The sequence below is a fragment of the Flavivirga aquimarina genome (assembly GCF_030540835.1).
GTDB classification, from domain to species: domain Bacteria; phylum Bacteroidota; class Bacteroidia; order Flavobacteriales; family Flavobacteriaceae; genus Flavivirga; species Flavivirga aquimarina.
The window spans coordinates 80,428-93,791 of sequence record NZ_JAUOEK010000140.1 but is presented as its reverse complement, the minus strand read 5'-3'; the positions used below and the strand labels follow the sequence as shown (position 1 = coordinate 93,791).

Sequence of the window (13,364 nt, the reverse complement as noted above, 5' to 3'; positions counted from 1 at the left end):
GCTAAATCTTTTGATGGATTCAAAAATAGAATCTTGTCCAAAATCACAGCAATGACAGTAGTCCAGTTTATCAATAAGTTCGTGTTTAATAGGAATATTAATAACTTAAAAGTTAATATCGCCTAAATGCACAACGGGTTTTATTAATTATAAGTAATTTTAGTTTTTCATCCTATTATCTTGAACTTTGACTATAATTTATTAATATTCAATAAAAATTTTGTACTATTAATACTTTATCCCTTAGTACAGATCTAATTTATAGCAGTTTTTAACGGCGATATAAGCCATTAATCTGTTGTAATTTGAAAGAATTTGAAATTTTAATAGCCCCCACAATCAATAAGTCCATTGATAGCACGTACGGGCTTGGTGATAATATTATTACCGAAGGTGAGACCCCTTGGGATGCAGCTCATCGATACAGGCAGAAAACAGGTTATAAAGGTTTTACTGAACCTAATATTATAAATAATCTTTATAATAATGTTGAGAATAGTTTAATTGCCAAATCAATTGAAGAACCATATCTACAGAATTGGCCATCTCCACCAGAAATAGAAAATCATGTCATATGGCATTTATTAGATGATTTTTCACAATTAAGAAAAGCTAAGGAACGTGTTTGGAAAAAGGTTCAGAAAGATAGATGTATAAAAATAGCTCATATCGATACAGGTTATCAACCAAATCATCCAGCCCTCCCAAAATTCATGACTAAAGGTATTAGTTTTTTGAAAGATGAAAACGAGGGTTCAGCAATTGACGTTACAAAGGATTCTTTTCAAGAGCAGGATGGCCATGGTACAGCTACAATGTCAATTCTGGCGGGAAATAAAGTTTCAATAAATAGTAATGGTATTACATTTAATGACGAATTGGGTGCTATTCCATTTGCAGAGATCATTCCTATACGAATTTGTGATACAGTTGCTTTAATTCGATCTCAAAATTTCGTGAAAGCCTTAGATTATGCAATTGACATTGGTTGTGAGGTTGTTACAATGTCTATGGCCGGTGTTCCAACTAATCAATGGGCTAATGCTATTAATAGGGCCTATGAAGCTGGAGTTACTGTAGTCACAGCAGCTGGGAATAGTTGGAATAAAGAAGCCAAAAGGTTATTGCCTAAAAAAACGTTGTATCCAGCTCGCTGGAAAAGGGTTATATCTGCTACTGGGGTTACTGCAAATCACTTGCCTTATGTATTTAAAGCCCAAATAAGTGCAAAGACAGAGGGGGGAGAAACAATGCAAGGTAATTTTGGGCCTAAAAAAGTTATGGATAATTCAATAGCCGCTTACACCCCAAATACAGTTTGGGCTACTATGAATCAATCAAACGATAATATTTTTTATCGTTTGGATGGAGGGGGAACATCTTCTGCCACACCACAGATAGCAGCAGCAGCGGCACTATGGCTAAGTTTTCACAGAGATAAAATCGAATCAAATCTTGATCCAGCTAAGAAATGGAAAAAAGTTGAAGCTGTAAAGTATGCTTTATTTAATAGTGCTGATAAATCATATGAAAAACATAAAAAATATTATGGACAAGGTATACTAAAAGCTAATGATGCTTTAAATATTTTCCCCGATTGGAAGATATTAAGGAAATCTAAAAAAGCTAAATGTTCTTTAAATGGGATATTGGATTTATTAGGTATTATGTTAAGGTTAAAAGGCAACCAAAATGAATCAGAGGAGGAAATGTATGCCACAGAAATTTTACAACTTCTTCATACTGAGCCAGATTTACACAATTACCTTAAAATCGATGAAGATGAAAAATGGTCTCAAAAGCGAAAGCGTGAGATTATTCATAAACTCATGAATTCTGAAAAAGCTTCCAGTAGTCTTAAACGGCGCCTTAATTCGATCGTCGAAGATTCGGGAAATTTGAATTTATCTAATGCTCATGCTTTGCTTATAGGAGTTGGGGGGCATGATATTCCTGTAACAGTAGATGATGCCAAAGATCTGGGAGAGTTGCTTAAGGATTCCCAGAAAGCTGCGTACCGAAAAGAAAATGTTAAAATCCTGGTTAACGAAGATGCCAACAGATTTAATGTTTTGGCCTCACTGGAGAATATAGTCGAGAAAGTTAAAAGTGAAGATGATGCCACAGTGATTGTATATTACTCTGGACATGGAGGAATAGTCAATAATGGCTCATCAAATGAATACTATCTTTTGACTCATGGTGCTAATTCATTAAATAGAGAAAATACAATGGTTAGCGGTTCTGAATTCTCTGATTTAATTAACAGGATTAATGCGAAAAAACTATTGGTTATGCTTGATTGTTGCCATGCCTCAGGGATGATTGAAGACAAACCTTTACTTAAGCTTAAAAGTCCTGATTTGGATATGGTGAATTCGAACGTCGAACTTTTGAAAAGATTGAATACTGGAGGAGGTAAAGTTTTTATTACTTCATGCGATGATGATGAACAATCTGTAATACTTCCAGGAGCAAAAAATAGTCTATTTACGGCAGTAGTGCTTGAGGCATTAGCTGGTTACGCAAGTGATGGTGATCCATACGTAAGAATGGTTGATTTATTATACCATGTTTTAAGAGAGGTTCCAAGAAGGGTTAAAGAGTACAAGCATGTGCAAAGGCCTATAGTAAATAGGGTGAAAAATTTAAGTTCAGATTATTTTCTTTGCAGATCTAGCGAGGTAACCAAAACTTTTAGCGGAATTAATAAAGAACTATTGACTGAACTACTTAAGACCTATAATCTTAACAACAGTCATAAAGAGATTGATATAAATCAGGTTTCGCAATCTTCAAATGAAGATAAGTCAGGTGAAGAAATAAAAAATGAGATTTCAGCAATTAGGAAGGAGGTATCCAAGAATCAAATAGGTAAATCAATATCACTATTGTTGAAACTAGCTAAATCACATTTTGACTCATATTTTAACGGAATTATTATGCTGTCAGGAGACTATAATGATCTCCTTAGTAAAAAGCAAAAAGGAATTATTGATGATTCTTCTTATAGAATTTGGTTGGCACAAATAAAGGATAGAATATTGACATATCTTGATATGTTTGAAAACGAAAATGATAACGAATCCTTTGATGATTTTTAAATAAACTTTAAATATTATTATGTTAAACGAATTTGAATGGACCGCTATAATTGAAGGAATAAAAACAAAGCAATGCATAATTTGTCTGGGGCCTGAACTTTTTTTATTGGGTAATTCCTTTGAAGATCAAAAAACACCAAATGTATTTTCAGATTACATATCCAACTATTTGTTGAAACACAAGGACGAACTTAATATAAAAGTTCAAGAAAACGGATGGTTTCATCTAAATCATGGTGGTTCAGATGGTCCAACTTATCAAGCTATAAAAGGTTTTTATAATAGAGTAACTAATTCTACTTCTAAAGGATTATTGGATAAAATAGCCCAAATAAAATTTCATCTCTACCTCTCATTAACCCCAGATTATCATTTAACAGATTCATTTGAAGAACTAGGTTTGTCCTATGTTTTTGATTCTTACGTTCGCAACCAACCAGAAAAAATTAATGCTAATCCAACAATTGAAAGACCTTTAATCTATAATTTGCTGGGTGAATTAAACAATCGTAATTCACTAGTACTAACCTATGATGATTTTTATGATTATCTAGAGAGCGTTATTAAAGGTAATAGCATGTCAAAATTAATTAAAGATAACCTTTTGGATGCTCAGTATTACCTTTTTATTGGTATGTCATTTAATCAATGGTTTGTACATCTATTCATGCGTATATTAAGGCAACATAAAGAGAGAAAAACGAAGTATGCTACTGGCATGAACCTCTCACCTAAAGATATTGACATTTGTAAAGAACAATACCATATTAGGTTTGTCAATTCAGATATACCAGAGTTTATTGACCAGTTATTTGCGAGATGTAAACAACATAATTTAATTAAAGATCTCAATGAAAAACAACAAAGAGCAACTGCCCGGTCTTCTCTTGTAAGTTACCTTTTGAATTTAGCCCAGAAAAATAATTTTGATAAGATTGATGAAAAATTAAAAGAAAGTTTAAATGGAAAAGGTGAAACAAGAAAGCCTTTATTACTAAAGGTCATTCACCTAAAAGGACAGTACAATAATTTTAAGGATAAAAAATTATGTAGTTTAATAAGACCTGAAGAAGAACCTATTCAACTAAATATTATAAGGGATAGTTATATACAGCTAATAAACGAATTTAAAAATGAGCTAATTGTTTAGAATTTAGACTCATAACAACCTATACTCAAAAAAATTGAAAAAGGAAAACAACCTTAATTCGGTCAGGTACCCGGGATCTAAACCATTTGAAGAGAATCAAAAAGATATATTTTTTGGAAGGGATACACATATTGAAGAAATATATCGAAGAATTTCTCTGGAACCATTTACTATTTTATTTAGTAAATCTGGTTTAGGTAAAAGCTCACTGATTAATGCTGGATTGATTCCAAAGATACTTAAGGAAAATAAGTATAAACCTATTTATATCCGGTTTTTATCTAATGAAAGCGAAGAGCTTAGTCCTGTTCAAAAAACTGGTTTAAGAATTAGGCATGGCAAGAGCAATGTTTCAACTTATTTAGACAAACTTATTGAGAATGAGGATTCTTTATGGCATGATTTAAAGGAATTTCAAATTGTTTGTAAAGGTAAAAAAAGCATAGTTCTTATTTTTGACCAATTTGAAGAATTTTTCACATATTCCCTAGAAGACCAACTGGAATTTAGAAAACAACTTTCTGAAGTCCTCAATACTCCAACTCCCCAAAGATATTGGGATATTCTTGAACTTTATACAAGTGATAACAATCCATTTACTAATGAACAACTTGCCTTGCTTCAAGAAGATTTAAATTTGAAAGTACTAATTTCTATCAGAGAGGATCGCCTACATTTATTGGAACACATGGCAGACTATTTACCTACGAGTAGTGCCAATTGGTATAAGCTTGGTCCACTTGATGATAGTTCGGCAAAAAAGGCTATTGAGAATCCGGCTAATATTAGTGGTGAGTTTGAGAGCGATCCATTTACCTATAGTTCAGAGGCCTTGGATCATATTTTAAATTTTCTAAATAAGGAACATAGAAAGCAAATAGAGAGTTCTCAGCTTCAAATTATATGTAGCTCAATTGAAGAAAAAGTGATTGAATCAAAATTAAAAGTTATTCAACTTAGTGATGTTAACGATTTGAATTCGATTATTGGGAATTATTATGCGCAAAGAATAAATGCCATTGACGATTTGGATGAACGCAAAAAGGCAAAAGACGTGATTGAAGAGGATCTTGTTTTCGAAGATGGGGAACAAAAAAGAAGGCTGGCTCTATATGAGGGGAAAATTCTGCGAAAAATAAATGAGTCCACCTTAAAAAACTTAGTGGATAGCCATTTATTAAGATCGGTTCCTCAAGAAATGGGAGGCTTTACATATGAATTGAGCCATGATGTGTTACTAGAGCCAATTTTAAAAGCGAAAGCGCATCGAAAAGAAAAAGAATTATCTGAAAAACGGCTTCTAGAGCTTAAAACCTTGAATGAGGAAAAGGAAAGGGAAAAGGAAGAAAACGAAAGGTTAAAAAGAAAAAATAAAAGAATAAAGCAATTGAGTTTCTTATTAGGTATTTTCTTAGTGGCTTCAGGTTGGCTTTATGTTGAATTGAGTAAAGAAAAAAAAGATGCAGATAAGTTGAATGTAAAGTCACTAAAGCAACTAAAAGAACTTAAAAAAGTTAAGCAACAAACTCTAATTGGTTTTGCTGAAATAAACGCAAATGACGCTACATTGAGTTTTCGATTAGCTGAAAAAGCCTATAACGATATCACGAAAGATAGTGTTATTATTGCCAAAGATGACCTTGAAAGGTCTGAGAATATTATTCGTTCATTTTATAATGTACCAAACTATTTAAAGTTCTCCAACACCTATCTTAATCCTAATAATGAAAAAATCACTGGTATAAGAGTTCATGAAGGTAAAAATATTCTATTTGCGGCAACTGAAAACTTAAGTATCCAAATGCATAATCTTAGTTCACCATCAGATTCAATTCAATCTTTTCCATCGGGACATGAGGGTAAAATAAATACAATATCAATCAATAAATCGGGGGATTTTTTGCTTACTTCATCCTTAGACGGTACTGTCGTATTGCGAAATCTCAAGAATAATGATACAATATGTATAAAGCATCATGCTGCAGTCAATACAGCTTTTTTTGATCCGAGTGAAAACTTTGTAATAACAGCATCAAATGCTCCAATTGGAAGTGGTAATGGAGAAGTCAGAATTTATAACAGAAAAGGACTTCTCCTTGCCAAAGACACCTATAAAGGAAATATGGTATACGCAGATTTTGTAACTCAAAACAAAATTGTCACAAAATCTAAAGGAAAAATTGTACGTTTTTATCATTTTGTAAACGGCAAATTAGATGAAGCGGGTGATAATATGCACGGAAACAATGAACTATCGCCATTGGTGCACTTATATGAGGATAAAATTGTTTTGTCTGCTTACGAAAATGGTAAGATCTTTTTGAATAACCAGTTCAATGTTATAGACTCAAATACAGTTAGGGTCAATAAAGCACTAGAGTTCAGTCTAAAAATAGGTAATCAAAAATTAAAACACGCTACGTTTTCTAAAGAGAAAAATTTAGTTGTTGCAATAGTAGGTGATGACATATTAATTTATGATATACTGAAGAGTAAGAGAATTCATAAGATTGATAATCCCCATTCTTCGGAAATAAAACGTTTGAAAATCTCTAACCATGGAGATTATTTCTTAACATCTGGAGACGACCAAAACGTTAAACTCTGGGACCTCGAAGGTAATCCTCTTGCAACTCTATCAGGTCATATAAACCTCACTCAGATGTGGTTTTCTAGAAATGATGATTTCATAATTACAGTATCAGACTCAAAGATTCGCCAATGGCCGATGAAAAAGAAAGCCACAACTGTTTATAATACAAATCAAAAAACCAATATACTAAGTTTGAATTATTTGAATAATGAAGATAATATTTTAACAACTTTTCAAAATGGAATGGTTAGTATTTATTCATTACTGAAACAAGATTCGAAAGTCCTAATTTCTGAATTTGGTGAACCAATATTAAATTCAAATGACGGGAAAAATAATGTAATTGGATCAGTACCAAAATACAATAATACGGATCCTCATTTTAAGGATTATTTCTCTATAATTAGAAATAACGAGTTGATGAGTTTTGTATTTAGGAACGATTCTATAAGTCTACTTAATAGGTGTACTTTAAAAGATAATCAAATGTTCAACACCATTAATTCCTTTGCAGAAGGCAAACAATTAGTAACATCTACAAACAGAGGCGAAGCATTGATATGGAATAGTAACTTGGATAAGTGCATGCAAATTGATAAATGGTCCTCCAAGTTTCCAACTATAGGAATTGGAGAATCTATTATTATGGAATTTAATGATAATACTTTTGATAATAGTACAAGCCTACTTTCTGCAATAACACCTAATAATCATGTTGAATTTTACAAAATAGTTAAAGAAGATAAACTAAGTTCTGGCTCAAAATATTTATTCAATCAAGTTGGTACTTTGAAAAGTCATAGTGCCAAAATTAATTTAATAAAAGCTTCTAGAGATCAAACCTTATATTTAACTGCTTCAGAAGATAGAACGATTCATGTTTATGATTTCAGTAATGGTTTTACAGATTCAATATTCTTAAAATTAACAGGTCACTCTAGTGGTATAAAATATGCTAATTTCTCACCAGATGGAAGATTTATCATAAGTTGTTCCAAAGATAATACAATCAAAATATGGTCAATAGAAGATGGTGGTAAACTAATCCTCGATCTAACGGAAGAAGGAGATAATATTTCAATTGCAGAATTATCTAAAGATAATCGATCATTACTAATGGGAACAAATGATGGCTTAATTAAAATAAAACCAATATTATTGGAGATAAGTGACATTATAAAGGCTATTAAAAAAGGAGAAGACTTCGGGCAGGTCGGGGAACTAACTAAAAAACAGAAGAAAAGATTTTTTGCTGATTTTAATGAATAATTAAATCTTAATTATTTTACACTTTAGAAAATGGATTCCTACTGAATTTATGCATAGCTTTGGATAAGAAATATATTTAATCCCAAAATTTGAAGTTAAAACAAAATTTTTTCGAATTTAGAGTAGAGGAGTTCAGATAAGAGATAGCCCGAAAGGCCAATTAATAATTACTCTTTGATTAGATCAGAACCATTTCTCCGAACAAACTCATTCAATTCTTTAATTGTATAATTATTGGGATCAAGATTGCAATTTTGCATATAACTTGCGTCAAGTTTTAAAAGGCTAAAAGATTTTTTTTCCCAATCCGGAGATAAATATGTGCCCTTCGCTTCATGAAATTTTTGACCATCGAAATAAAATGTTATGCTTCCTATACCAAGATCATTACTTTCACCTATAGGTATATCTCTTTTTTCTTCACTGTTGTATTTCCATCCTTCATAGTTATATTCTAATTTATTGTCTTTAAAATATGCATATTTTGAATTCCACCATCCTTTCCTCTTAAATGGAGAAAGGTTATAATAGTGTCCATCAAAACGAAGATTATCATTTTCATCGACATAGATTTTACAAATTGCTAATGAGCTTTTATCTCCATCAATTCGCTCACAGTATACTCCTTCAATTCTTTTTAATTCATTAATCCAATTAATATATGAGGTAGTTAAATGATTTATATCACTATTTATTTCAATTAAATCTGTCTTAATTTTTTTGAACGATTTCTTCTGGCTGAAATCCATATATTTATAGGCTAAAATCGATATGCACACTATCACAGCAAGCAGTATCCAATTAAAAGTTTTTATCTTTTTTAATTCTTTGTTTTGCTCCTTAAAATCTTTAGAAATTGCTTTTCCTTCCTGCGTGCCAAATAAACTATTAAACTCTTCTTGTTCATCAGAATCCAACTTCACTTCATTCAAATAAGTTGAGTTCTCGATATTTATTCTATCAGTTAAAATTAAAGTGTGATTAATAATTTTACTTCGTCGAACTCCTAATTCATCACTATTCTCTGTACCTTTAATTATAATATCCTCGTATTCTCTTAAGTCTGCCTTAATTTTTAATATCTGGTTTGAATATATTTTTTCAGATTTTTTATCTACAAATTCAAGTAATTGAATTGCACCCCTCAGGTTATTTAGGGCAATTTGCCTTTTAATTGATTGGAAAATATTAGTGCTATTGATTTTCATAAAATTAAACTTGATTTTTTATTAGGATTATTTAATCATTAAAGATACACCATAAATTTAGGATCGATCTTTATTGTACTCACTTTCCTTGCTATAATGTATAATGAATAAGATTAGCACTATGTTTTAATATACTATTCTCCTTAACTATCAAATAAATTATTCCCTCCTCCAGAACCTAGTCTAATTTCATTAGTAAAATAAGGGTTGGTATTTTAAAGGTGCCTTAGGGTAATTAAAAGGGTAACTAAATTTTACTAAACCTTATTTTTAACTCAGTTCGTCCTAAGGAACAACTTGAGTTAAAAGGTTAAATTTGACGTGCGTAAGTTTAGCCTTCATAGTGTAAACAACGGTAAATATTTAGTATATTTACCCTCGTTTATATGACGCAAGTAATTATTACCCTTGTTCAAAATGACAGATTTTAATAGAAATAAACCCTATAATAGCTTACCGTTTTTGCCACCAAAGGTAACATTAGAAACCACTATAGTGTTACGAAAGACTATTGATGCCAGTAGAGCATTAGCACAACTTAATGGTATGCTCACTAATTTACCTAACCCAACCTTGTTTTTAGATACGATTCATTTACAGGAAGCAAAAGCAAGTTCCGAAATAGAGAATATAATAACGACTAATGACGATCTGTATAAATCTTTAGTTGCAGATAAAAAATTTGACAATCCTGCAACAAAAGAAGTTATAAGTTATAAAGAAGCACTTTGGAATGGTTTACAACTTATTGAAAAACGTCCTTTTATAACAACCAATCTTTGTGTTGAAATAGTACAAAGTATAAAAAAGAATACAGCGGGCATTAGAACTACTCCAAGAACTGCTTTAAAAAATGCGAAAGGCGAAACTATTTATACACCACCGACTGGTGAATCTGTTATAAGAGAAAAGTTGGCTAATCTCGAAGCTTTTATAAATGGTGAAGATTCTATTGACCCTTTGATTAAAATGGCAATAATGCACTACCAATTTGAAGCGATACATCCTTTTAGTGATGGTAATGGTAGGACAGGACGTATTTTGCTGTTATTATGCTTAAAACTTGAAAAACTATTAGATACACCGGCTATTTATTTAAGTGAATATATAATAAAAAACAAAGTAGACTATTATACGAAACTACGTGAGGTTACCGAAAACGAAGATTGGGAAGCTTGGATAATCTACATGCTTGAAATGGTAGAGTTTACTGCAAACAAAGGATTACAACGCTTAAAGGTTGTAACTAACTTAATGGAGCAAATGGCTACAGAAATTAAAGAAACGTTACCTAAAGTATATACTAAAGAATTAGTTGAAATACTGTTTAGATTGCCTTACTCAAAAAGACAGTTTTTAATTGATGCTAAATTAGGCACGCCAAAAACGGTTGGTAACTATTTAAATGATTTAGAGGAAGCTGGCTTTTTAATTTCTGAAAAAGTGGGTAAAGAAAAACTATATCTCAATCATAGATTAATGACTGTTTTAGAAGCATTTTAATTGTCTTGGTTACCGAAATGAAACAAACAAATATTTGAGGTGGTCCCCAACTCCAGAACCTAACTTGGTCTCTAAGTAATAGCAAGGGTTTATTTTTCAAATAGACATGGGGTAACTAAAAGGGTAACTATAAGGTTGCTACTTAAAACTAATATATAGAATTAGTAATTTTAATTATACTCGATTTTTTTTCTTAAATCATTAGGGTTATAGGCTGTTATTTTAGCCGGATATCTTTTATCTAAAAGTAGTTTCACTCTATTTGCGACTAGTTCGTGACTTGGATTAATAATAATTATTTCTTCGATATTCGGTGATAAACAGCCTGCTCCAAGAGTTTGATTTAATTCAGCGTCTAGGGGATCAAGCGAAATCCCATAAAGAATAGTTCTATTGCCCTTTTCTAATATGGACATCAATGAAGCATGATTACTACCTAATTTCATTTCATCTTCTTTTGTCCTATAAATTTCTTGTGTAATTTCTGAGGGTAAATAAAGTTCATCAGGTGATTCAATACTACCATGAATATGAAAACTTTCAATTTTGAAATTAGTATTAGGATTGTTAGAACGGTATAGTTTATTTATTTCTAAATCTATTACGTTATCCCAATTGGTATTTACTACATAAGATCTGTCTACTTTAGACACAACAAATTTGTCTATTACTTCTTTGAAGTTTTCTCTTGGTTTTATTTCACCCGAATTTTGCGCTTTTTTTAATTCATAAGCTATATTGTTCTTTAAAACCCTAATGTTTGACTTCATTATCTCAAACATTTCTGGGTGTTTTCTGGCTTTAGCTACTGTAGAGTAAAATTTCAATAAATAAATATAGCGTGCGAAAAGAAAATTTGCTCCGTCTCCATTTGTCTTAATATTATCTGTTTTATTAATTGCTCTGATTACCGGATTCCAAGCATTTTCAACGGCTCCAGCTCCTACAACGAACGTTATGTTTTTTCCTTTCAATTTATATGCTCAAAATTATGTATAACACAGAGATTAACGTAATTACGTTAATCTACATTATATTTATCACAATAAAAATACATAATAATTTTATAAATCAATAGGATTTTTACCTCCTCTAGAACCTACCTCAATTCCACTAGTAATATAAAGGGGTTGCCTTTTCAAAAGAGACTAGGGTAGCTAACCTTCAAAAAGCCAAACTTGAATTATTCATAAAAACAAAAATTATTCTTTAAAACGATTTTTTAAATCCAATAAAAAAGATGGTTTTCGGTTCTACAACATCAAAATCATAAACTGATTAATTAAATGATTTTACTTCTTTATTTTATCGATTTAACCATTGATCAAACTAACCCGTAAAGTTTGTTTTAACGACCTTGAAAACTTCATGCTTTATGGTGCCAGCAAACGAAAGAAAATAAACCATAGGTTTTATGTTCGTTAAATTTGTTGAATACTCAATATTTTATGGGGTTACAGAGAACTCTTTTGACTTTTTACCAAGCGTTTTAAGTAATCCAAAATTTGAATAATTAAAAGTGGTTTATAATAGGTATAAAATCATTGTTTAAATTAGAGTAAACTTGATCGTTTTTTTACTAATTCAATATCATGAAATATGAGTACATTGAATAGAAAGAGCTACCATAAATATGATAGCTCTTGATGATGAAAAGAGATTCTTTTCAATATCTATTTACCATTCATAAGTTAGTTCTAATCCCACCAAAAGGGACTGTGATACATTTTTGACCTCCAATGTTTCAGGAAAACCATTGAAGTTATTATATACTATGAACGGTTCACTTGCCATAAAATCATCTTCACTATTTTCATCATAGTCATAAATATTCACTATGAACCCATTTACGTAGTTAACTATTTTAAGATTGGGAGTAAACTCTAAATATAAGTTTGGGGCTATGCTAGCATTTTGAAAAAATGTTGTACTATCATAAATGACATCCAGTACTGAATTTTCAAAAGTAATATAAACATCGGGCAGCTCATTTATAGGATTTAGCAAGTCAAAATCCCAATTATCGCCATTAGTTCGTTGAATAGGAAAGGCCTTCACAATTACTTTTGTGATGGTTATACTTCTCGGAGTAACCTGTTCTGAACAATCGGTTCCCGTGTAACCTTCAGGACAATCGCATTCACAATCTGTAAAAGTACCACCGTTAAAGCACACAATAGTTTCACAGCTATCAGAATTTTTGGAGCAGTTAAGCATAATTAAACATAATACTAAGAAAATTGTTGGTTTGAAAAATTTATTTTTCATGAGTAAAAGATTTACTCACCCAGTTCCGAAGTGAAGTTTATATAAACAAATAAGCGTGGAACTGTAGCTTACAGTCCTTGAGGCATCGCCAGAAGCCCTACACACATATAAACTAAGCCCACACCTTACCTTTAGATTTGTTTTTAAATAAAAAATTAATAAGATTGATTATAATTATGTTGAAAAGATGGTCTCCGGTAGAGACCGATAACCCTTAAAATTGTTATTAAGTTTGAGGGTAGAAAAAAGAACGGAGTGAACTTGCACGC

Annotated in this window: 7 protein-coding genes and 1 pseudogene; 5 read left to right on the top strand and 3 right to left on the bottom strand. The window is 31.3% G+C overall.

Annotated features, from left to right (window positions below; translation table 11 throughout):
* From Q4Q35_RS14665 to Q4Q35_RS14650, 4 genes and pseudogenes are all read left to right on the top strand, one after another.
* Nucleotides 1-126 (top strand): annotated as a pseudogene (locus tag Q4Q35_RS14665) (IS982 family transposase); the annotation flags it as partial.
* A gap of 179 nt (nt 127-305) precedes the next feature.
* Nucleotides 306-3,104 carry a S8 family serine peptidase gene (locus tag Q4Q35_RS14660; RefSeq protein ID WP_303278746.1) on the top strand — a complete coding sequence of 933 codons (2,799 nt, stop codon included), beginning with the start codon at nt 306-308 and terminating at the stop codon, nt 3,102-3,104.
* A gap of 19 nt (nt 3,105-3,123) precedes the next feature.
* A complete protein-coding gene (locus Q4Q35_RS14655) occupies nt 3,124-4,254 on the top strand; it encodes an SIR2 family protein (RefSeq protein ID WP_303278745.1) in 1,131 nt (376 codons plus the stop codon).
* 34 nt (nt 4,255-4,288) lie between these two features.
* Nucleotides 4,289-8,116 (top strand): WD40 repeat domain-containing protein, encoded by a 3,828-nt coding sequence (locus Q4Q35_RS14650; protein WP_303278744.1) that lies wholly within the window; start codon nt 4,289-4,291, stop codon nt 8,114-8,116.
* A 167-nt stretch (nt 8,117-8,283) separates the two neighbouring features.
* On the opposite strand, the gene Q4Q35_RS14645 is transcribed toward Q4Q35_RS14650, so the two are convergent.
* Nucleotides 8,284-9,324 carry a hypothetical protein gene (locus tag Q4Q35_RS14645; protein WP_303278743.1) on the bottom strand — a complete coding sequence of 347 codons (1,041 nt, stop codon included), beginning with the start codon at nt 9,322-9,324 and terminating at the stop codon, nt 8,284-8,286.
* 417 nt (nt 9,325-9,741) lie between these two features.
* Between Q4Q35_RS14645 and Q4Q35_RS14640 the strand changes: the two genes are divergently transcribed.
* On the top strand, nt 9,742-10,827 hold the full coding sequence (locus Q4Q35_RS14640) for a Fic family protein (RefSeq protein WP_303278742.1): 1,086 nt from the start codon (nt 9,742-9,744) through the stop codon (nt 10,825-10,827).
* Nucleotides 10,828-10,997: 170 nt separating this feature from the next.
* Here the strand turns inward: Q4Q35_RS14640 and Q4Q35_RS14635 are convergent, their stop codons facing one another.
* Both Q4Q35_RS14635 and Q4Q35_RS14630 read right to left on the bottom strand, forming a co-directional pair.
* Entirely contained in the window at nt 10,998-11,801 is an 804-nt protein-coding gene (locus Q4Q35_RS14635) for an SIR2 family protein (protein ID WP_303278741.1), read from the bottom strand.
* 703 nt (nt 11,802-12,504) lie between these two features.
* Nucleotides 12,505-13,095: a hypothetical protein gene (locus Q4Q35_RS14630; RefSeq protein ID WP_303278740.1), complete on the bottom strand. Its 591-nt coding sequence runs from the start codon at nt 13,093-13,095 to the stop codon at nt 12,505-12,507.
* Between the last annotated feature and the right edge of the window lie 269 nt (nt 13,096-13,364).